At 67.1% G+C, this 21,425-nt stretch carries 20 protein-coding genes, 1 tRNA gene and 1 pseudogene; 18 read left to right on the forward strand and 4 right to left on the reverse strand.

Going from position 1 to position 21,425, the window contains the following annotated elements:
* A pseudogene (locus RT456_RS07320) lies at nt 1–391 on the forward strand (hypothetical protein); the annotation flags it as partial.
* 40 nt (nt 392–431) lie between these two features.
* On the forward strand, nt 432–1,529 hold the full coding sequence (locus RT456_RS07325) for a toxic anion resistance protein (protein WP_313344532.1): 1,098 nt from the start codon (nt 432–434) through the stop codon (nt 1,527–1,529).
* 44 nt (nt 1,530–1,573) lie between these two features.
* On the opposite strand, the gene RT456_RS07330 is transcribed toward RT456_RS07325, so the two are convergent.
* Nucleotides 1,574–2,464, reverse strand: coding sequence for a LysR family transcriptional regulator (locus RT456_RS07330; protein WP_313344535.1), 891 nt, complete (start codon nt 2,462–2,464; stop codon nt 1,574–1,576).
* 96 nt (nt 2,465–2,560) lie between these two features.
* Here RT456_RS07330 and trpB point away from each other — a divergent pair, with 96 nt between their 5' ends.
* The 5 genes from trpB (at nt 2,561) to glmM (ending at nt 7,889) form a co-directional block, all read left to right on the forward strand.
* Complete coding sequence (gene trpB, locus RT456_RS07335; RefSeq protein ID WP_313344538.1) at nt 2,561–3,787, forward strand: tryptophan synthase subunit beta; 1,227 nt, start codon at nt 2,561–2,563, stop codon at nt 3,785–3,787.
* Nucleotides 3,784–4,464 carry a hypothetical protein gene (locus tag RT456_RS07340; protein WP_313344540.1) on the forward strand — a complete coding sequence of 227 codons (681 nt, stop codon included), beginning with the start codon at nt 3,784–3,786 and terminating at the stop codon, nt 4,462–4,464. The genes trpB and RT456_RS07340 overlap by 4 nt, the downstream gene beginning before the upstream one ends.
* A 1-nt stretch (nt 4,465) precedes the next feature.
* Nucleotides 4,466–5,275 (forward strand): tryptophan synthase subunit alpha, encoded by an 810-nt coding sequence (gene trpA, locus RT456_RS07345; protein WP_313344543.1) that lies wholly within the window; start codon nt 4,466–4,468, stop codon nt 5,273–5,275.
* A gap of 371 nt (nt 5,276–5,646) precedes the next feature.
* Nucleotides 5,647–6,525, forward strand: a complete 879-nt coding sequence (gene accD / locus RT456_RS07350; RefSeq protein ID WP_313344545.1) for an acetyl-CoA carboxylase, carboxyltransferase subunit beta — start codon at nt 5,647–5,649, stop codon at nt 6,523–6,525.
* Nucleotides 6,525–7,889, forward strand: a complete 1,365-nt coding sequence (glmM, locus tag RT456_RS07355) for a phosphoglucosamine mutase (RefSeq protein ID WP_313344547.1) — start codon at nt 6,525–6,527, stop codon at nt 7,887–7,889. Before accD ends, glmM begins: the two co-directional genes overlap by 1 nt.
* Before the next feature lie 81 nt (nt 7,890–7,970).
* Here glmM and RT456_RS07360 read toward each other — a convergent pair whose 3' ends face one another.
* Genes RT456_RS07360 through RT456_RS07370 form a run of 3 tightly spaced genes read right to left on the reverse strand, consistent with a single transcriptional unit; the run spans nt 7,971 to nt 11,855 of the window.
* Nucleotides 7,971–8,825 carry a polysaccharide deacetylase family protein gene (locus tag RT456_RS07360; protein ID WP_313344550.1) on the reverse strand — a complete coding sequence of 285 codons (855 nt, stop codon included), beginning with the start codon at nt 8,823–8,825 and terminating at the stop codon, nt 7,971–7,973.
* Complete coding sequence (locus RT456_RS07365) at nt 8,812–9,963, reverse strand: glycosyltransferase family 4 protein (protein ID WP_313344553.1); 1,152 nt, start codon at nt 9,961–9,963, stop codon at nt 8,812–8,814. Before RT456_RS07365 ends, RT456_RS07360 begins: the two co-directional genes overlap by 14 nt.
* Before the next feature lie 32 nt (nt 9,964–9,995).
* On the reverse strand, nt 9,996–11,855 hold the full coding sequence (locus RT456_RS07370; RefSeq protein ID WP_313344556.1) for a sulfatase-like hydrolase/transferase: 1,860 nt from the start codon (nt 11,853–11,855) through the stop codon (nt 9,996–9,998).
* A gap of 202 nt (nt 11,856–12,057) precedes the next feature.
* Here RT456_RS07370 and RT456_RS07375 point away from each other — a divergent pair, with 202 nt between their 5' ends.
* The 11 genes from RT456_RS07375 to nuoG form a co-directional block, all read left to right on the forward strand.
* Nucleotides 12,058–12,993, forward strand: a complete 936-nt coding sequence (locus RT456_RS07375) for a 2-oxoglutarate and iron-dependent oxygenase domain-containing protein (RefSeq protein WP_313344559.1) — start codon at nt 12,058–12,060, stop codon at nt 12,991–12,993.
* 625 nt (nt 12,994–13,618) lie between these two features.
* Nucleotides 13,619–14,374: a triose-phosphate isomerase gene (gene tpiA, locus RT456_RS07380; RefSeq protein WP_313344562.1), complete on the forward strand. Its 756-nt coding sequence runs from the start codon at nt 13,619–13,621 to the stop codon at nt 14,372–14,374.
* A gap of 47 nt (nt 14,375–14,421) precedes the next feature.
* The gene (gene secG, locus RT456_RS07385; protein ID WP_313344565.1) at nt 14,422–14,862 is read left to right on the forward strand and encodes a preprotein translocase subunit SecG; all 441 of its coding nucleotides are present in this window, start codon (nt 14,422–14,424) and stop codon (nt 14,860–14,862) included.
* Between the two features lie 63 nt (nt 14,863–14,925).
* Nucleotides 14,926–15,010 (forward strand) — tRNA-Leu (locus tag RT456_RS07390).
* A gap of 113 nt (nt 15,011–15,123) precedes the next feature.
* Complete coding sequence (locus RT456_RS07395) at nt 15,124–15,480, forward strand: NADH-quinone oxidoreductase subunit A (RefSeq protein ID WP_038691968.1); 357 nt, start codon at nt 15,124–15,126, stop codon at nt 15,478–15,480.
* The gene (locus RT456_RS07400) at nt 15,471–16,025 is read left to right on the forward strand and encodes an NADH-quinone oxidoreductase subunit B (protein WP_019182677.1); all 555 of its coding nucleotides are present in this window, start codon (nt 15,471–15,473) and stop codon (nt 16,023–16,025) included. Before RT456_RS07395 ends, RT456_RS07400 begins: the two co-directional genes overlap by 10 nt.
* Before the next feature lie 32 nt (nt 16,026–16,057).
* Nucleotides 16,058–16,807: an NADH-quinone oxidoreductase subunit C gene (locus tag RT456_RS07405; RefSeq protein ID WP_313344568.1), complete on the forward strand. Its 750-nt coding sequence runs from the start codon at nt 16,058–16,060 to the stop codon at nt 16,805–16,807.
* A gap of 8 nt (nt 16,808–16,815) precedes the next feature.
* Nucleotides 16,816–18,126, forward strand: coding sequence for an NADH-quinone oxidoreductase subunit D (locus tag RT456_RS07410; RefSeq protein ID WP_313344897.1), 1,311 nt, complete (start codon nt 16,816–16,818; stop codon nt 18,124–18,126).
* Nucleotides 18,127–18,220: 94 nt separating this feature from the next.
* Nucleotides 18,221–18,748: an NADH-quinone oxidoreductase subunit NuoE gene (gene nuoE / locus RT456_RS07415; protein WP_313344571.1), complete on the forward strand. Its 528-nt coding sequence runs from the start codon at nt 18,221–18,223 to the stop codon at nt 18,746–18,748.
* Between the two features lie 3 nt (nt 18,749–18,751).
* Nucleotides 18,752–20,092 (forward strand): NADH-quinone oxidoreductase subunit NuoF, encoded by a 1,341-nt coding sequence (gene nuoF / locus RT456_RS07420; protein WP_313344574.1) that lies wholly within the window; start codon nt 18,752–18,754, stop codon nt 20,090–20,092.
* A partial coding sequence (gene nuoG, locus RT456_RS07425) for an NADH-quinone oxidoreductase subunit NuoG (protein WP_313344577.1) occupies nt 20,089–21,425 on the forward strand: 1,337 nt, incomplete at its 3' end. The genes nuoF and nuoG, both read left to right, overlap by 4 nt.

Raw genomic sequence — 21,425 nt, forward strand, 5'->3', positions numbered from 1 at the left:
TGCGTTGCACGCGCAAGGCGCGCTGCGCCAGTCAGTCCTGGGCCGGGTACAGGACGGTGCGTTGGCGCTCGACACCTGGGCGGCGGCAGGTGCGCAGCAGGCGTCGGGTCTGCCCGACGGCCTGCAGGCGGTCCTCGCCCAACGCGTCGATCACCTGCGCCGGCTGGCCGCGCTGCAGCAGACCGAGGCCGCGCAGTGGCGGTTGCTGCTGGCGCAGGACGAGGCGCTGCTCGCCCGCTTCCGCCGTATCGCCGACCTGCTGGTGCCCGCCTGGCAGCAGGCCATGCTGGCACGCCATGCCGACGGCCAGCGCCAGCGCAACGCGGAGGCCACGCGGCTGCAGGCGCAGATCGCCGCCGAGGTCGCCTCGGCGCAGGCTAGACTGGAATGATCCACGCATCCCTCTGTTGCCCCTTCAAGGAGATCCATCCATGACCCAGGACACCCAGGACAGCTCGGCGCTGGCCGTAACCACCCACGCCGTGGACGACGCCACGCTGCAGGCCCTGGGCCTGGTCCGCGAGGATCTGCCGCGCATCGCCGAGATCGGGCGCGGGCTGGAGGACATCCGCCCGGGCAACCTGCAGGTGTTCGGGCGCGATGCGGCCGCCAAGACCGCGGCGTTCTCCAGCCAGCTGCTCGACCAGGTGCGCAACCGCGACCTGGATGCCAGCGGCGACAAGCTCGGCGAAGTGGTGCGCATTGCGCGCACGCTCAAGCTGGAGGGCCTGGCCGAACGTTCCAAGGTGCCGGTGATCGGCGGGCTGATCGACAAACTGCGCGCGTCCAAGGGCGAGCTGGTGCAGAAGTTCAGCGACACCAACCGCCAGATCGAGCAGTTGCTCGGTGACGTCGGCAGCCAGCAGGGACTGATGGGCCAGCGCGTGGGCGAGTTCGACCGCATGCACGACATCGTGCGCGAAGAACGCCATGCACTCGGCCTGCATATCGCCGCGGGCAAGTGGCGCCTGGCCGAGCTGCGCGTGGAGCAGCAGGCCAATGTGGGCAATGAGGACCCGCAGGTCCGCATCCGGCAGGGTGAGCTGGACAACGCGATCCGCCTGCTCGACAAGCGCGTGGGCGACCTGGTGGTGATGCAGCATGCGGCCGACCAGTCGCTGCCGATGATCCGGTTGATCCAGGCCAATGCGATCCAGCTGATCGAGAAGTTCAACACGGTGCGCGACATCACCATCCCGTCGTGGAAGCGCCAGTTCGCGATCCAGCTGTCGTTGAGCGAGCAGAAGAACGCGGTGGAGCTGTCCAACGCGATCGACGATGCCACCAACGACCTGATGCGCCGCAACGCCGACCTGATGCGCCAGACCTCGGTGGAAACCGCCAAGGCCAACCAGCGCGCCGTGATCGACGTGGCCACCCTGCGCCATGCCCACGACCAGCTGATCGCCACGGTGGAGGAAGTGCGCAACATCCACCGCGAAGGCATGCAGCAGCGCCAGCAGGCCGAGGTGGAACTGGCGCGCCTGCGCGACGACGTGCAGCAACGCCTGGCGCAGCCCACGGTGTAGCGCGGGCCCGCATCCGGTAGAGCCACGCCCTGCGTGGCTGCGCCTCACCGATCCAATTGACCGCGCAACCAGTCCGCCAGGGCATCCACCCGCGCATCGGCCTTGCCTTCCGGCGTGGCCAACACCCAGAACCCGCCCGTCGCGCCGAATCCCCACGGCGCCAGCAGCCGTCCCGCCGCCAGCTCATCGGCCACCAGCGGCTCCGGCGCGATCGCCACGCCCAGCCCGGCCACCGCCGCCTCCAGCAGGTAATACAGGTGCTCGAACCCGGTGCCCAGCTCCAGTCCGGAAGGGTCCAGCCCGTGTGACGCCGCCCAGTCCGGCCAGGCATGCGGGCGCGAGGTGGTGTGCAGCAGCGGTTCGGCCAGCAGTGCCTGCGGCGGCTGCCCGCGCAGGCGTGCGGCGGCCGGGTGCTGCGGGCTGACCACCACGCCGACGCGTTCGGGCGCCAGTTCGCGCACGCTCCAACCGCGCGGCCAGGGCGGCTGGGCGAGCAGCAGCACCGCATCCAGCCCCTGCTGGTGGTCGGTGAACGCACCGTCCTGCGCCGACCAGTGCAGCGGCAGCTGTGGCAGGTCGGCCTGCAGGGCGGGCAGGCGTGGAATCATCCAGCGCGCCAGGATGCTGCCGCTGCAGCCCAGCACCAGCGCCTCCGACCGCTGCCGTCGGTGCAGCCCGTCCACCGCCTGGCGGATCTGGGCAAACGCGCCCTCGCAGGCGGTCTGCAGCTGCTCGCCGGCGCGGGTGAGGCGCAGGCCGCGGCCATCGCGCTCGAACAACGCCACCCCCAGGTGCTCCTCCAGCAGCCGCAACTGGCGGCTGATGGCGCCGTGGGTGACGTGCAGGGCCTCGGCGGCCCGTCCCACGCCGCCCAAGCGGGCGGCGGCCTCGAAGCTGCGAAGGGCGTTCAGCGGCGGCAGGGGTGTCTCGGTCATGTGAGTTTTCCTGACGGTTCATCGCAGATAATATCGATATTCCGGTCCGGATATGTGCGCTAAATTGTCAGCCTGTCTCCATCCGGCTGTCGCGTCATGTCCGCATCCCCCGCATCCCCCATCGCTGATTTCCACGCCTACCCCGACGCGCAGGGCCATTTCGGCCGCTACGGTGGCAGTTTCGTCGCCGAAACCCTGATCGGGCCGCTGCAGGAGCTGGCCGCGGCCTATGACGAGGCGCGCCGCGACCCGGCCTTCATCGCCGCCTACGACAAGGACCTGACCCACTACGTGGGCCGGCCCAGCCCGATCTATCACGCCGAGCGGCTCAGCCGGCAGGTCGGGGGCGCGCAGATCCTGCTCAAGCGCGAGGACCTGAACCATACCGGCGCGCACAAGATCAACAACACCATCGGCCAGGCGCTGCTCGCCTCGCGGATGGGCAAGACACGCATCATCGCCGAGACGGGCGCCGGCCAGCACGGCGTTGCCAGCGCCACCGTGGCCGCGCGCCTGGGCCTGGAATGCGTGGTGTACATGGGCGCCACCGACATTGAACGGCAGAAGATCAACGTCTACCGCATGAAGCTGCTCGGCGCGACCGTGGTGCCGGTGACCTCCGGCTCGGCCACGCTCAAGGACGCGCTCAACGAAGCGATGCGCGACTGGGTCACTAACGTGCGCGACACGTTCTACATCATCGGCACTGTTGCCGGCCCCGATCCGTACCCGCGCATGGTGCGTGACTTCAACGCCATCGTCGGTCGCGAGGCACGGGCGCAGATGCTTACCGATTACGGCCGCCTGCCCGATGCGATCACCGCCTGTGTCGGCGGCGGCAGCAATGCCATCGGCCTGTTCCATGCGTTCCTCAACGATCGTGACGTGCGCATCGTCGGTGCCGAAGCGGCCGGTGAGGGCATCGAGACCGGCCGCCACGCCGCCTCCATCGCCGCCGGTCGGCCGGGCGTGCTGCACGGCAACCGCACCTACGTGATCTGCGACGACGACGGGCAGATCATCGAGACCCATTCGGTCTCGGCCGGCCTCGACTACCCGGGCGTCGGTCCCGAGCACGCGTTCCTGGCCGATACGGGCCGCGCCGAGTACGTGGGCATCACCGACGAAGAGGCACTGGCGGCGTTCCATCAGCTGGCGCACAGCGAAGGCATCCTGGCCGCGCTGGAGTCCAGCCATGCCGTGGCCCAGGCGATCAAGCTGGCGCGCGAACTGCCCCGCGACAAGCTGGTGCTGTGCAACCTGTCCGGCCGCGGCGACAAGGACGTGCATACCATCGCGGCACGCGAGGGCCTCGTCCTGTGAACCCAATGCTGCGCCAGGGAAGTGCGCTGCTGATCGTGGTCGGCCTGACCGCCTGCACGCCGCCGGACCCGCCGGTACTGGCCGCCGCGCCTGCGGCACCGGCGCCCATCGCGCCCGCGCGCGCGCCGGCCAGCAACGACGACGGGGTGGCCAACCGTCCGTTCGAGGACGGCCCGGATGCGGCAGCGGCCGACGATCACGCGCCTGCGGTGGTCTCGGTGGCGCTGGACCATGCCGGCGAGGTGCTGGTGGGCCAGCGCTTCAGTGAGCTCGAGGCCGACGGCCCCTGGCATTCGGCGGGCTTGAGCGATGGGCTGGGGAAGGGCGCCTGCGAGTACTACGAGCGCGGCAGCCTGCCTGAAGGTGTGTCGATGATGGTCGAGGACGACCACGTGCAGCGCTTCGACCTGGACACGATCGACGGCTCATCCGAGGCCATTGCCCAGCCGGGCCCGTTCGGGCTGCGCCTGGGCATGTCGCGCGACGCGGCGCTCAGGCACCTGCCGCCGGGCAGCACCCGCACGCCGCATGCCTACGACCCGGAAACGGGTGAATACCTGACCTGGCAGGACCCCGGCTCGGATCTGGCGATCCGGCTGGAGATCTTCGACGGGGTGATATCGAAGCTGTACTGGGGCGCCAGTGGCGCCGTTGAATTGATTGAAGGATGTGCCTGAGATGCCTGTTGACCGTATTGATGCCTGTTTCGCCCGCCTGCGCAGCAGCGGCCGCAAGGCGCTGATTCCCTTCATCACCGCGGGCGACCCGGGGCTTGAGGCGACCGTGCCGGTGATGCACGCGCTGGCCGCGGCAGGCGCCGACGTGATCGAACTCGGCGTGCCGTTCTCCGATCCGATGGCCGACGGCCCGACCATCCAGCGCAGCTCCGAACGCGCGCTGGCCCGTGGCGCGGGCCTGCGCTACGTGCTGGAAACGGTCAGCGCGTTCCGCCGTGACGATACGACCACCCCGGTGGTGCTGATGGGCTACCTGAACCCTGTGGAGATCCACGGCACGGCGCGTTTCGCCGCGTCCGCCATCGCGGCGGGCGTGGATGGCGTGCTGCTGGTCGACCTGCCGCCGGAAGAGGCGGCCGAAACCCAAGAGATCTTCAACGCCGCCGGGTTGGCGCTGATCCTGCTGGCATCGCCGACCACGGCAGACGCGCGCCTGGACCTGCTGGCCGGCATGGCCCGCGGCTACCTCTATTACGTGAGCTTCGCCGGTGTCACCGGTGCGTCCGAGCGGCTGGACAGCAGCGCCGCGGGCGCGCGCCTGCGTGACCTGCGCAGCCGATCGACGGTGCCAGTGGTGGCCGGTTTCGGCATCAAGGATGCGGCCAGTGCCGCAGCGATGGCGGTCGAAGCCGATGGCGTGGTGGTCGGCAGCGCCCTGGTGGCGGCGTTGGGCGAGACGCCCGATGCCGACGCCGCAGCCCGCGTCGCCCGCGGCTTCCTGCAGCCGTTGCGCGCAGCCCTGGACGCGTAGTGCCGGCCGCTGGCCGGCTCCGCACGATGCCTTGGACGCGTAGTGCCGGCCGCTGGCCGGCTCTGCACGATGCCCTGACGCGTAGTGCCGGCCGCTGGCCGTCTCCGCACGATGCCTTGGACGCGTAGTGCCGGCCGCTGGCCGGCTCTGCAGACATTGTGAGGAGCCGGCCAGCGGCCGGCACTACCGTATCCTCTGCAGATATCGTGAGGCGCCGGCCAGCGGCCGGCACCACAGCCGCAACGTACGGCCCAGCATGGTTTTCACGCCGGCGTTACCCCTGGGGCAGGGGGTCCCGGCCACGGAACGGGTGAGCTAGACTGTCCGCCTTTGCGGCCTTCGGGCCGCCCTGAACGGAAGTGTCATCCCGCATGAGTTGGCTCAGCAAGTTGATGCCGTCGGGCATCCGCACCGACAACGTCCCCAGCAAGAAGCGCAGCGTCCCCGAGGGCCTGTGGGAAAAGTGCAGCAGCTGCGGCAGCGCGCTTTACGGTCCGGAGCTGGAAGAGAACCTGGAAGTCTGCCCCAAGTGCGGCCACCACATGGCGATCCGCGCGCGCGCGCGCCTGGCTGCGCTGTTCGATGCCGACAGCACCAGCGAGATCGGCGCACGCCTGGGCCCGACGGACCTGCTCAAGTTCAAGGACCAGAAGAAGTACAGCGAGCGCATCAAGGCCTCGCAGAAGAACACCGGTGAGTACGACGCGCTGATCGCCATGCAGGGCCTGCTCAAGGGCCGCCCCCTGGTGGCGTCGGCCTTCGACTTCGCCTTCATGGGCGGCTCGATGGGCTCGGTGGTCGGCGAGCGCTTCGCGCTGGCGGCCGAAAAGGCCGTGGAACTGCGCGCGCCCTACGTGTGCTTCTCCGCCAGCGGCGGCGCGCGCATGCAGGAGGGCCTGTTCTCGCTGATGCAGATGGCCAAGACCTCGGCCGCCCTCGGCCGCCTGCGCGACGCCGGCCTGCCGTACATTTCGGTGCTGACCCATCCCACCACCGGTGGCGTGTCGGCGTCGTTCGCCATGCTGGGCGACATCAACATCGCCGAGCCGCAGGCGCTGATCGGCTTCGCCGGCCCGCGCGTGATCGAGCAGACCGTGCGCGAGAAGCTGCCGGAAGGCTTCCAGCGTTCGGAGTTCCTGCTCGAGCATGGTGCCATCGACCAGATCTGCGACCGCCGCGAGCTGCGCGACCGCTTGTCTGAGCTGCTGGCCATGCTGGGCCGCCAGTCCGCGCCGGACGCGGCTGCCTGATGGGTGCGCGCAAGTATTTCGGCACCGACGGCATCCGCGGTCGGGTCGGGCAGGGCGTCATCTCGGCCGACTTCGTGCTGCGCCTGGGCAATGCGCTGGGCCGCGTGCTGACCGAACGCAACGGCCATCGCCCGGGCCACCGCCCGGTGGTGGTGATCGGCAAGGACACGCGCATCTCCGGCTACATGTTCGAGGCCGCGCTGGAAGCCGGGCTGGTCGCGGCGGGCGCGGACGTGCAGTTGCTGGGCCCGATGCCAACCCCGGCGGTCGCGTTCCTGACCCGCACGCTGGGCGCCGATGCCGGCATCGTCATCAGTGCCTCGCACAACCCGCACTATGACAACGGCATCAAGTTCTTCTCCGCCGACGGCGAGAAACTCGACGATGCCACCGAGCTGGCGCTGGAAGCGGCGCTGGACGGCGAATTCACCACCGCCGAATCCGACCGCCTCGGCAAGGCCGCGCGCGCCCGCGATGCGGTGGGCCGCTACATCGAGTTCTGCAAGGCCAGCGTGCCGCGCAAGTTCGACCTGCGCGGGCTGAAGATCGTGCTCGACTGCGCGCATGGCGCGACGTATCACATCGCGCCGCTGCTGTTCCGCGAGCTGGGCGCCAACGTGGTTGCCATTGGTGCCGAGCCGAACGGCGTGAACATCAACGACGGCGTCGGCTCGATGCATATCGACAACCTCGCCGCGAAGGTGCGCGAGGTCGGTGCCGATCTGGGCATTGCCTTCGACGGCGACGGCGACCGCGTGCTGATGGCCGACGACCAGGGCAACCCGGTGGACGGCGACGACCTGCTCTACGTGCTGGCCCCCTCGTGGCAACGCACGGGCCGCCTGCGCGGTCCGGTGGTTGGCACGCTGATGACCAATTTCGGCCTGGAACAGGCCCTGGAGCGCATCGGTCTTCCGTTCCTGCGCAGCAACGTCGGTGACCGTTACGTGCACCAGGCGCTGGTCGAAGGCGGTGGCGTGCTGGGCGGCGAGGCCTCGGGCCATCTGCTGTGCCTGGACCGCGCCACGACCGGTGACGCCATCGTCAGTGCGCTGCAGGTGCTGGAAGTGCTGCGCCGCGAAGGCAAGAGCCTGCGCGAGGCGCTGGCCGGTCTGACCAAGGTGCCGCAGAAGACGGTCAACGTGCGCCTGGGCGATGTATCGGCCAAGGCGATCGTGCAGGCCGATACGGTGCAGGCCGCACTGGCCAGTGCACAGCAGGCGGTCAAGGGGCGCGGCCGCGCGTTCCTGCGCCCCTCCGGCACCGAGCCGGTGGTCCGCGTCACGGTCGAGGCCGACACAGCCGAGCTGATGCAGGCCACCCTGGACAGCCTGTCCGGCGCGGTGAAGGCGGCGGCAGCGTAACCACGTCGCTGTTCACCCAACAAAAAACCCGGCTTCGGCCGGGTTTTTTTGTGCAGGAAGCGGGCCACGCAGGGCGTGGCACTACGGCCCCGGCACCATCTTCTTCTGCCTGGCCTTGAACCGGTTGAAGACCGGTGCGATCAGCGGGTGGTAACTCCAGGCGATGCGCTTGCGCAGCCAGCTGGCGGGGCGGTTGCGGATGGCGAAGCGGTAGATGTGTTCCGGATCGCCGCCCACCACGTTGCGCCCGAACGGGTGCGTGGTGTGCAGGTAACGGAAGCCCTGCGCGCGTGCGATCGGCAGGTAATCCTCGTCGAAATCACCGTAGGGCCAGCACAGGGTGTCGGATACCGCGCCCAGCTGCTCCTGCAGCACCGCCTTCGCCACTGCCAGGTCGCGCGTGATGCCCTCGCGCTTCTGTTCGCGGCTGATGTCCTGCTTCAGCCAGCGCGTGTGCGTATGTGTGTGGCAATGCACCTCGAACGTGCCTGCCGCGATCATCGCGCGCGCTTCGCTCCAGCGCATCATCACATCGTCGCAGCGGTTGTCGCGCAGGATCGCCGCCTCGCAGCCACGGTGGTCGGGCGTGTCAGGCAAGGTTGCGCCGGCCTCGCCGGCATGCGGCCGCGGCGGACCGTCGCCCATCCAGCCGGTCACCACGAACACGACCGCGTGCATTCCGTATTTCTGCAGGATCGGATGCGCATACACCCAGTTGTCCAGGTAGCCGTCATCGAACGTGATCACGATCGACCTGCGCGGCACCGGCTTACCCGCCAGGAAGCCGGCGTACTGCTCCAGCGTCAGCGAGGTCCAGCCGTGGTGCGCCAGCCAGGCGATCTGGCTCTCGAAGTTCTCCGGCGACACCGTGATCATGCCCGGCGACGGCGACACGTGGTGGTGCATCAGCACCGGTACGGTTCTAGCGTTGCCCATAGCCCAGCTCCTTCAGCCACTGGTGGTAATAGTATTCGGTCGCCTCGGAGTGCCCGGTCGGCGTGAAGCGGTGTGCACTGTGCATCCATTCCCAGCCCGCGCGGCCCATCTGCCGGCGGCGCTCGGGTTGTTCCACCAGCGTCTGCAGCGCCCGCGTCAGCGCCGCTTCGTCGCCCAGCGGCGCGAGCAGCGCGTTGCTGCCTTCCACCAGCATTTCCGGCACGCCGCCCACCCGCGTGGCCACGATCGGCACCCCCACATAGGCCGCTTCCAGGAACACCGTGCCGGCCGCTTCCTTGTGGCTGGCCAGCGCGAACAGGTCGAAGGCCGTCATCAGCCGGCAGGCACCCAGGCGATAGCCCAGCAGGTGCACCTGCGCCGCGATGCCCAGCGTGTCGCGCAGCGCCGCCAGCGTGTCCATCACCGGCTGGCCGTCCCCGACGATCACCAGCTGCAGATTCGGATGCTGGCGGCACAGCGGTGCGATCGCGCGCAGCAGGTCGGCATGGCCCTTGGGTTCGCGCAGTACCGCCACGCAACCGACCACGATCTGATCTTCGTCGAAGCCGAGCTCGCGTCGCACGTCCGCTCGCGTGTCCTGCAGGCACTGCCAGGCATCGCCGCTCTCCACCTGCGACCACTGCGGGGGCACCGCGATCGGCGGCACGATGCCGACATGCCCATCGGCAATGCCGCGGGTGACCAGCAGCTGCTTGACGAAGCTGCTCACCGTCAGCACACGATGCGGCAGCCCGGTATAGGTCAGCAGCGAGTTGACCGGGCTCATCAGATGCCGTGACCGCACCACCAGCGGCGCGCCGGCCAGGCGCGCACCGGCGGCGGCAATCAGTGCATCGCGGCGGCTGGTGGTGTTGACCACGTCGTACGCGTTGCGCCTGACCAGCCGCGACACCGACCAGATTCCGCGCAGCAGCCGCAGCAGTCCGCCCATCTTCAGTGCGTGCACGGTGAAGCCGGCCTCCCGCGCCATCTCCCCCAGGCGGGCGCCGGGCTGGCACAACAGCGAGACATCGTGGCCACGCTCGCGCATGGCCAGCATGTGCCGGTAGATATAGATTTCCTGGCCGCCGAATCCCTTGGCGGCTTCCGTGTGCAGGATTTTGAGGGGTTTGTTCATCATGAACGATCCAGGGGTTACGTCGGTAAACGTCAGTGCTTGCGGAAGTGGGTCAGCGCGTCCCATGCGGTGCGTACCGCGACCGGGTCGGGTGGCTGGTCGAGAAGGGGCAGGTAGTGGTTGTCCAGCGTGGTGGCGGTACCGAACCTGTCGAACACGTAGGTGCGGTCGCCGTGGTGGATGCCGCGCTGCGACCAGCTTTCCACCAGCAGTGGACGCGGGGTGCGGGCCGGGTCGAACAGGTCCTGGCCGGTGCTGAAGTCGGCCAGTGCGTTCTCGCAGCCGAGCCCATGCCGCAGCAGCGTGGGCACCCAATCCTCATGGCTGCTGGTGGTGGCCTGCCGGCCGGGCGCGCGCCCGGGCCAATGCAGCACGAACGGGACCTGCATCTGATGGTCGGAGAAGTTGCCGTTGTGGCCCCAGTAGTTCAGCCCCAGGTCGTTGAACTCCTCGGCGTGGTCGCCGGTGACCAGCACGATGGTGTTGTCGGCCTGGCCGCTGTCGCGCAGCGACTGCAGCAGCGCGCCGACCTGCGCATCGGCGTAGTGCACCGCGGTGCGGTAGCGGTTGCGCTCCGGCGTGGGGTCGTGGTCCTTGTCCAGGGCCAGGAAATTGATCTGCGTGGCCATCGGCGTGGCCAGCGGCGGGGTGTCGGCCGGCAGGTGGTAGGGCGCGTGGGTGCTGTCCAGGAACACGAACCCGAACCAGTGACCGCTGCCGGCCTTGGCGATGTCGGCCTGCATGGCCTCGACGATGTAGCGGTCGCGGTCGGCCACCGACAAGCTGGAAGGCGCGGCGTGCAGCTGCCCGCGCACCTGGGCAAACACCGTGCGGTCGAATTCCGGGCTGTACAGCGGGGCACTGCCATACAGATGCAGGTCGTACCCCTGCCGCGTGAGCACATCGAACAGCAGCGAGCCGCGCTGTTCACTGAGCATGCTCTGCCAGTATCCGCCGGGGAGGCCGTACAGCAGTCCGAACAGGCCATAACGGGTGGCGTTGCCGGTGCTGTAGTGGTGGGCATAGACCTCCGAGCGCTGCGCCAATGCCCAGGTGTTCGGCATCGTGGTGGCATCGAGCGCGTCGCTGCGCAGGGACTCCAGCACCACCACCAGCACGTTGGGCTGGGTATGGCTCTGGCAGCGCAGCGGCTGGAGCGGGTACTGCAACTGGCTGTGGCGCGGGTCGGGCAGGGTGGCCTGCGGCAGGCTGCGCACGCCGAGCCGGCGCATTTGCCGCTTGGCGGTGATCGGCTGCGCCCAGGGCAGGTAGGCCCACTGGCCGGTGACGGCGCGTTCGCCCAGTGCATCGTAATAGGCCGTGGCGACCTGGCCGGTCGCCATCAGTGCCAGACCCACCGCCCAGGCGGCCAGCACCGACCGGCGCCGCGGGCCGGTCGGCAGCAACGCCCAGCACGCCCAGGCCAGCAGCACGTCGGCCAGGGCGACCACGCCGACCACCGCCGCAGCCTGGAGCCAGCTCTGCCACGACAGGGCGACCTGGTCCTGCAGGGCGCCGCCGAAGACCATGTTCAGCACCATCGCATTGAGGTGGAACCGGTACAGCGCGAACACCTTGGCATCCACCAGCAGCAGGCACAGCCACAGGCCCTGCAACACGACCGCACTCGCCAGCAGGGGGCGCGGCGAGCGTGCCCACAGCCCGAGGGCCAGGGGTACCAGCGACACCAGCGCGCCGAACGCGAGGAAATGGCCGGGCAGGGCGAGAGCCAGGTAACCCAGCCCCAGCGCGCCGCCGGGGTTGTCACCGAGCGGTGTGTTGCCCAGCGCAATGGCGCAGGCAATGCCGGCGTTGAGGGCGGTGAACAGGCTCAGCCAGGCCAGGCGCTGCCAGCGCGCCCGTGGGTAGGAAGGAGAGTGGGAAACGTCCATGCAGGGTCTGACGCAAAAGGGGATACGGAAGACGTGGCGGCGGCGGCGTCCATGACCGCCCAGCCGTGGATCGTGGCGGGCAGGGCGCATTGTATCGATGTGTATCAATGTATCGGGGGTGTCGATCGTCTGATCTGGCACAATGTTCAGCCGGGCCACAGGCGTGGCCGTCTATCCCACCTTGAACAAGCCAGGAATCGCTGTGAGCCAGATCCCCACCCTCGACATCACCCGTTTCGACAGCGACCGTGACGCTTTCGTCGCAGAGCTGGGCGCGGCCTACCGCGAATGGGGTTTCGCAGGCATACGCAACCACGGCATTCCGCAGGAAGACATCGACGCCGCCTATGGCGTGTTCAAGGCGTTCTTCGCGCTGCCGGAAGCCACCAAGCTGCAGTACCACCTGCCGGGTACCGGCGGCGCGCGCGGGTACACCCCGTTCGGCGTGGAAACCGCCAAGGGTTCCAAGCACTTCGACCTGAAGGAGTTCTGGCACATCGGCCGCGAGATTCCGGACGACTCGAAGTACCGCGACGTGATGGCGCCGAACCTGTGGCCGAGCGAGGTCCCGGGCTTCCGTGAGAAGGGCTACGGCCTGTACCAGGAACTGGACACGCTGGGCTCGCGGGTGCTGTCGGCGCTGGCGCTGCACATCGGCCTGCCGATCGACTTCTTCGCGGACAAGACCAACAACGGCAACTCGATCCTGCGGCCGATCCACTACCCGCCGATCACCGCCGACGACATCCCGAACGTGCGCGCGGGTGCCCATGGCGACATCAACTTCATCACGCTGCTGGTGGGCGCGAGTGCGGCGGGTCTGGAAGTGCAGTCGCACGAAGGCAAGTGGGTGCCGTTCACCTCGGACGCGGACACCATCGTGGTCAATATCGGCGACATGCTGCAGCGCCTGACCAACCACGTGTACCCGTCCACCATCCACCGCGTGGTCAATCCCCCGGGCGAACAGGCGCGCCAGCCGCGCTACTCGGTGCCGTTCTTCCTGCACCCCAACCCGGACTTCCTGATCGACGTGCTGCCCACCTGCATCACCCCGGACAACCCCAGCCGTTACCCGGAGCCGATCACCGCGCATGGCTTCCTTGAAGAGCGCCTGCGTGAGATCAAGCTGAAGTGATCGAAAGGCCATCGAGAGGTGGCCTTGTTTTTTACGCGCTGGGCGCGAAGAGCTTGGCTGTTCATTACTACCGGCTGGGGCGAGGCCCGCCACGCCCGCTCCGGGACACGCCGTGAATCCATCCGTGGAGGCTTGGCAAAAACATCCATGTTTTCGACAGTCCCTCCGGGGCATGCCGGTCCTCGCCCCCGAAGGGTGGTCGTGGCCGGAAGGGAAGGGCGCCACGACCAACGGTCGTGGCCTACCAGTGCATGGCGTCATGCGATTGGTGCGGGCATCAATCAGCCCGGTAGGTGCCGACCGTTGGTCGGTACGCCCTCCCGCTTTCCCGCTCCAATGCCTGGGCGCCGACCTACCTTGGACGGGGTCGGGGCGGGTGGGGTGTAGGGACTGTCGAAAACATGGATGTTTTCGCCAAGCCCCCAAGGACGGGTTTACGGCGTGTCCCGTAACCTCGCCCGCCCCGGCCCCGTAACCCCTAGACGCCGGCAACCTTGATCCGGCTCTGGCTATCGCTTTGCCCCACCCAGGGCAATATCCATTTGAAATGTAAGCGTTTTCGCAGAAACGCCGATTCGTTTCATCCGGTATCATTGGCCGTTGATACCCAACAGGAGCCCCGCCCATGCGCCGCACGATCGTCGCCGGTAACTGGAAGCTGCACGGCAGCCGCCAATTCGCGACCGACCTGGTCAGCGATATCGTCGCCAGCCTGCCGAAGGATGGGGTCGACGTGGTCATCCTGCCGCCGCTGCCGTACCTGGGCGAGCTGGTGGCCGACTTCGAGGGCCGCAAAATCGCCTTTGGCTCCCAGGACGTCAGCTCCAACGAGAAGGGCGCCTATACCGGTGAGGTCTGTGCCGCCATGCTGGTTGACGTCGGCGCCCGCTATGGCCTGGTGGGCCATTCCGAGCGGCGCCAGTACCACCATGAAAGCAGCGAACTGGTCGCGCGCAAGTTCGCCGCCGCCCTGCATGCCGGCCTGGTCCCGGTGCTGTGTGTGGGCGAAACCCTTGAGCAGCGCGAAGCCGGGCAGACCGAGCAGGTGATCGCCAGCCAGCTGGCCCCCGTGCTTGACCTGGTGGGTCCCGCCGGCTTCCAGCATGCCGTGGTCGCCTATGAGCCCGTCTGGGCCATCGGCACCGGCCGGACCGCCTCCAAGGAGCAGGCCCAGCAGGTCCATGCCTTCATCCGTGGCGAAGTGGCCAAGCTCGATGCTAGAATTGCGGATTCACTGCCCATCCTTTACGGCGGCAGCGTCAAGCCCGACAACGCTGGGGAACTGTTTGCGCAGCCCGATGTCGATGGTGGGCTGGTAGGCGGTGCCTCGCTCGTGGCCGCAGATTTCCTGGCCATCGTCGATGCGGCGGCCAATTATTAAGGTTGCCGACTAACCGTCGGCATTACATGTCCGAGGACGGATTCGAAATGCTGATGTTGATCCTCAATGTGGTCTACGTGCTGGTGGCGGTGGCCATGATCGCGCTCATCCTGATGCAGCGTGGTTCCGGCGCGGCCGCAGGGTCGGGTTTCGGTGCAGGTGCCTCGGGCACGGTGTTCGGCGCGCGTGGCGCGTCCAACTTCCTGTCCAAGTCGACCAAGTGGCTGGCCGTGGTGTTCTTCGGCATCAGCCTCTTCATGGCCTGGTACGCCAGCCATGGCGCGCGCCCGGCGGTCCAGCAGGACCTTGGCGTGATGTCGGCGCCGGCCGCAACCGCGCCGGCCGTCCCGGCAGGCGAGCTGCCGGTCGTGCCGAAGGCCCCCGAAACCGCTGTCCAGCAGCCGGTTCCGCAGGCCACTGTGCCGGCTCAGGCGGAAACGCCGAAATCGGGTGAAGAAAAGCCTTCCGAAGGCTCCCAGACTCGCTGAAGACGGTTACAATATGCGGCGCATCGGGGAATCCAGTTGGACATCCCCCGGTGCGATACGTAAGCCCAGGTGGCGGAATTGGTAGACGCACTACCTTGAGGTGGTAGCGACTTAGGTCGTAGGGGTTCGAGTCCCCTCTTGGGCACCATTTTGTTTGTAAGCGGGTTCGTCTGGCGCGCAAAGCGCCAGGTAGCGGTATCCGTCCACTCCCCCATGCCAACACGCCTGCAGGCGTAGCGGCAGAGGCAAGAGAGAATCGCTGTGCTGGCCGAATATTTGCCGTCTCTGCTGTTTCTGATCGTTGCCACCGGTATCGGCGTTTCGCTGATGCTGGTCGGCCGATTCCTCGGTCCCCGTCGTCCAGACCTGAAAAAGCTCTCGCCGTACGAGTGCGGCTTCGAGGCTTTCGAGGACGCGCGCATGAAGTTCGATGTGCGCTACTACCTGATCGCGATCCAGTTCATCGTATTTGACTTGGAAATCATCTTCATCGTGCCGTGGACCCAGGTCTTCATGGAGCTGGGCGCACGTTCGCTGGTCACGATGGGCCTGTTCGTGGGCATGCTTTTCCTCGGTTTCATTTACGTCTGGAAGAAGGGAGCGCTGGAATGGGAGTAATTCAGACGCTCGATGGCCTGATGAACAACCCCGTCCCGGAAGGGCGGGTGGATGACATCCTGCGCCCCGAAGGCGACAACCCGCTGCTCGAGAAGGGCTATGTGACCACCAGCGTTGACGCGCTGTTGAACTGGGCACGTACCGGCTCGATGTGGCCCATGACCTTCGGTCTGGCCTGCTGCGCGGTTGAAATGATGCATGCCGGCGCCGCGCGCCTGGACCTTGACCGTTACGGCGTGGTGTTCCGCCCGTCGCCGCGTCAGTCCGACGTGATGATCGTGGCCGGTACCCTGGTCAACAAGATGGCTCCGGCCCTGCGCAAGGTCTACGACCAGATGCCGGACCCGAAGTGGGTCATCTCCATGGGCAGCTGCGCCAACGGTGGCGGCTACTACCACTACTCGTATGCAGTAGTGCGTGGTTGCGACCGCGTGGTGCCGGTGGACATCTACGTCCCCGGTTGTCCGCCTACCGCCGAAGCGCTGGTGTACGGGATCCTGCAGTTGCAGAAGAAGATCTGGCGTACGCAGACCATCGCCCGCTGACATTCCTCCTGACAAGAGCACGCCAAGCCCCCATGGCAGAGCAAGCATCCTTCATCGACCGACTTTCCGCACGCTTTGCCGGTGCGCAGGTCTTCGTGGTCGAACCCCGCGGCGAAGTGACGCTGGAAGTGCCCGCCGCTGACTGGCATGCCACGGCTTTGGCGCTGCGCGACGAATTCGGTTTCGAGCAGTCGGTCGACCTGTGCGGCCTGGACTACCTCGGCTATGGCAGTGACGAGTGGGACACCTCCGATGTCTCCTCGCACGGCTTCAGCCGTGGCGTCGAGGGCAAGTCGGTCGGCCGTTTCGCGTGGGGTGAATTCCCCACGCGCGAAACCAGCGACGGCACCCAGGCGCAGCCCATTCCGCTGCAGCGTTTCGCCGTGGTCGCCCAGCTGCGTTCTTACCAGCACAACCTCACCATGCGCATCCGCTGTTTCGCGCCGAACGAGGAACTGCCGGTGGTCGCGTCGCTGACCGACGTGTGGCCGGGCCTGAACTGGTTCGAGCGCGAAGCGTTCGACCTGTTCGGCGTGATCTTCGAAGGCCACCCGGACCTGCGGCGGATCCTGACCGATTACGGCTTCGTGGGGCATCCGTTCCGCAAGGACTTCCCGCTGATCGGCAACGTCGAAGTGCGCTACGACGAAGAGAAGAAGCGCGTGATCTACGAGCCGGTGACCTCGGTGGAGCCGCGTGTCGGCGTGCCGCGCGTGATCCGTGACGACGCCCGTTTCCAGACCGCTGCCGGCGAAAGCGCGCAGACGGAGGCAGTAAAGTGAGCGCTGATCTGAGCAAGCTTGAACCGCAGGCCCACCAGGCCTTCGCCAGCAATCCCGCCGAAAGCCGGCAGGAAATCCGCAATTACACGATGAACTTCGGTCCCCAGCATCCGGCCGCGCACGGTGTGCTGCGCCTGATCCTGGAAATGGACGGCGAAACCATCATGCGTGCCGACCCGCACGTGGGCCTGCTGCACCGGGGTACCGAAAAGCTGGCCGAGTCCAAGCCGTTCAACCAGTCGATCGGCTACATGGATCGCCTGGATTACGTGTCGATGATGTGCAACGAACACGCCTACGTGCGCGCGATCGAGACCCTGATGGGCATCGAAGCGCCGGAGCGGGCGCAGTACATCCGCACCATGTTCGACGAAATCACCCGCATCCTGAACCACCTGATGTGGCTGGGTTCCAACGCGCTCGATCTGGGTGCGATGGCCGTGATGCTGTACGCCTTCCGCGAACGCGAAGAGCTGATGGACTGCTACGAAGCGGTCAGCGGCGCGCGCATGCACGCGGCGTACTACCGTCCGGGCGGCGTGTACCGCGACCTGCCGGACCAGATGCCCAAGTACAAGGAATCGCGCTGGCACAAGGGCAAGGCCCTGAAGAACCTCAACGCCTCGCGCGAAGGTTCGCTGCTGGACTTCCTGGAAAACTTCACCGTCGAGTTCCCCTCGCGCGTGGACGAGTACGAGACCCTGCTTACCGACAACCGTATCTGGAAGCAGCGTACGGTCGGCATCGGCGTGGTCACCCCGGAACTGGCCCATGCCTGGGGCATGACCGGCGTGATGCTGCGCGGCTCGGGCATTGCCTGGGACCTGCGCAAGAAGCAGCCGTATGCCAAGTACGACGCCGTCGACTTCGACATCCCGCTGGGCAAGGAAGGCGACTGCTACGACCGCTACCTGGTTCGCGTGGCCGAGATGCGCGAGTCCAACCGCATCATCAAGCAGTGCGTGCAGTGGCTGCGTGCCAACCCCGGCCCGGTCATGGTCAAGAACTTCAAGGTCGCGCCGCCCAGCCGCGAGGACATGAAGGACGACATGGAAGCGCTGATCCATCACTTCAAGCTGTTCAGTGAAGGCTACTGCGTCCCGGCCGGCGAAACCTATGCCGCCGTCGAAGCGCCCAAGGGCGAGTTCGGCTGCTACCTGATGTCCGATGGCGCCAACAAGCCGTTCCGCGTGCACCTGCGCGCGCCGGGCTTCGCCCATCTGTCCTCGATCGACTCCATCGTGCGCGGCCACATGCTCGCCGACGTGGTGGCCATGATCGGCACCTACGACCTGGTGTTCGGTGAGGTGGACCGGTAATGACGACCGCATGCACGATGCCTGACACCCGCCGGCTGCTGCCGGCGCTGCAGGTTCTGGTTCTTAACGATTTGGTATTTGCTGAGGTCGGCCGATGAAGGCGACAGGTAATTTCGAAGCGGCGCGCGACGTCGACCCGATGGTGGTGTTGAGCGACAAGACGCGCGCACACATCGATCACTGGCTGTCCAAGTTCCCGCCGGACCGCAAGCGCTCGGCCGTGCTGCAGGGCCTGCACGCCGCGCAGGAACAGAACGCCGGTTGGTTGACCGACGAGCTGATCGCCGGCGTGGCCAGGTACCTGGACCTGCCGCCGGTGTGGGCCTACGAAGTGGCCAGCTTCTACTCGATGTTCGAGCTGGAGAAGGTGGGCCGCCACAACGTTGCCTTCTGCACCAACATCAGCTGCTGGTTGAACGGCGCCGAGGACCTGGTTGCGCATGCCGAGAAGAAGCTCGGCTGCAAGACCGGCCAGTCCACCGCCGACGGCCGCGTCTACCTCAAGCGTGAAGAAGAATGCCTGGCCGGTTGCGCCGGTGCGCCGATGATGGTCATCAATGGCCATTACCACGAGCGCCTGACCGTCGAGAAAGTCGACGAGCTGCTGGACGGGTTGGAGTAAGACATGGCACATCATCACGCACCCAGTGGTCCGGTCGGTCCCGCACCGTTGCCGCATCAGGTGGTCTACACCACCCTGCATTACGACACTCCGTGGTCGTATGAGAGCTACCTCAAGACCGGTGGCTATGCCGCCCTGCGCAAGATCCTCGAAGAGAAGATCTCGCCGGAACAGGTCATCGAGATGGTCAAGCAGTCGAACCTGCGCGGCCGCGGCGGCGCTGGCTTCCCGACCGGCCTGAAGTGGTCCTTCATGCCCAAGGGCAGCATGCAGAAGTACATCCTCTGCAACTCGGACGAATCCGAGCCGGGCACCTGCAAGGACCGCGACATCCTGCGTTACAACCCGCATTCGGTCGTGGAAGGCATGGCGATCGCCTGCTACGCCACCGGCAGCACCGTGGGCTACAACTACCTGCGCGGTGAGTTCCACCACGAGCCGTTCGAGAACTTCGAGCAGGCCCTGGCCGACGCGTACGCGAACGGCTGGCTGGGCAAGGACATCCTCGGCAGCGGCGTGGACATCGACATCTACGGTGCGCTCGGCGCCGGCGCGTACATCTGCGGCGAAGAAACCGCGCTGATGGAATCGCTGGAAGGCAAGAAGGGCCAGCCGCGCTACAAGCCGCCGTTCCCGGCCAACTTCGGCCTGTACGGCAAGCCGTCGACGATCAACAACACCGAGACCTATGCCTCGGTGCCGGCGATCATCCGCAACGGCCCGGAATGGTTTGCAGGCCTGAGCCTGACCAAGAACGGCGGCCCGAAGATCTTCTCCGTGTCCGGCTGCGTGCAGCAGGGCGGCAACTTCGAAGTGCCGCTGGGCACCACCTTCGACGAACTGCTGGAAATGGCCGGCGGCCTCAAGCCGGGTCGCACCCTCAAGGGCGCGGTGCCGGGCGGCGTGTCCATGCCGGTGTTGAAGGCCGAAGAGCTCAAGGGCCTGCAGATGGATTACGACACCCTGCGTGCCCTTGGCACCGGTCTGGGGTCGGGCGCCATCGTGGTGCTGGACGACAGCGTCTGCTGCGTCAAGTTCGCCTGCCGTATCAGCCAGTTCTTCCACAAGGAATCCTGTGGCCAGTGCACCCCGTGCCGTGAAGGCACCGGCTGGATGCACCGCGTGCTCGAGCGCATCGTCGCCGGCAAGGCAACCATGGAAGACCTGCACCAGCTGAAGACGGTGGCCGGCCAGATCGAAGGCCACACCATCTGCGCGTTCGGTGAAGCGGCGGCATGGCCCATCCAGGGCTTCCTGCGCCAGTTCTGGGACGAATTCGAGTACTACATCGTCAACGGTCATTCGATGGTTGACGGCAAGAAGGTGGAGGCAGCCGCCGCATGAGCGCGCAACCCAACAATCCTGGTGGCACCCCGGCGATCGTGCCGGAAGGGCATGTGACCGTCGAGATCGACGGCCAGTCCCTGGTCGTGCCCAAGGGCTCGATGATCATCCAGGCCGCCGACAAGGCCGGCATTCCGATCCCGCGCTTCTGCTACCACGAGAAGCTGCCGATCGCCGCCAACTGCCGCATGTGCCTGGTGGACGTCGAGAAGTCGCCGAAGCCGGCCCCGGCCTGCGCCACCCCGGTGATGGATGGCATGAAGGTCGCCACCCGCAGCGAAAAGGCCCTGAAGTTCCAGCGCTCGGTGATGGAATTCCTGCTGATCAACCACCCGCTGGACTGCCCGATCTGCGATCAGGGCGGCGAATGCGAGCTGCAGGACGTGTCGCTCGGCTACGGCCGTTCGGTGAGCCGCTTCAACGAGCGCAAGCGCGTGGTGCCCGACGAGGACATCGGTCCGCTGGTCGCCACCGAGATGACCCGCTGCATCCAGTGCACCCGCTGCGTCCGCTTCACCGCCGACGTGGCCGGCACCTATGAACTGGGTGGCATGTACCGCGGTGAAAACCTGCAGATCGGTACCTACGACGGCAAGCCGTTGACCACCGAACTGTCCGGCAACGTCGTCGACGTCTGCCCGGTCGGCGCGTTGACCAACAAGGTGTTCCAGTTCCGCGCCCGTCCGTGGGAACTGACCGCACGCGAGTCGCTGGGTTACCACGACGCGATGGGCTCGAATCTGTTCCTGCACGTGCGCCGCGGCGAAGTGCTGCGTTCGGTGCCGCGCGACAACGAGCTGGTCAACGAATGCTGGCTGTCCGACCGTGACCGCTACTCGCACCAGGGCCTGTACAGTGCCGACCGCGCCGTCAAGCCGCTGCGCAAGGTCAACGGCGAGTGGCAGGAAGTGAGCTGGGCCGAAGGCCTGGCTGCCGCACGCGAGATCCTCAGCGCCAACACCGGCGATGACCTGGGCGTGCTGGTGCACCCGTCGGCCTCGAACGAGGAGGGCGCACTGCTGGCCCGTCTGGCCGCCGGCCTGGGCACCACCCACATCGACCACCGCATCCACAACCGCGACTTCTCCGATGCCGCCACTGCCGAGGTCTTCGGCCTGTCGCTGGCCGAGATCGAAGGCGCCGACAGCATCGTGGTCCTGGGCAGCAACATCCGTCACGAGCTGCCGCTGCTGCATGCCCGCCTGCGCAAGGCGCAGACCACGCGCGACGCGAAGATCCACGCGATCAACCCGGTTGATTTCGACTTCGCCTTCAAGCTGGCCGGCAAGCAGATCGTGGCCCCGTCGAAGTTCGTCGAGGCGCTGGGCAATGC

Source organism: Stenotrophomonas sp., assembly GCF_032099025.1.
In the GTDB taxonomy this organism is placed as follows: domain Bacteria; phylum Pseudomonadota; class Gammaproteobacteria; order Xanthomonadales; family Xanthomonadaceae; genus Stenotrophomonas.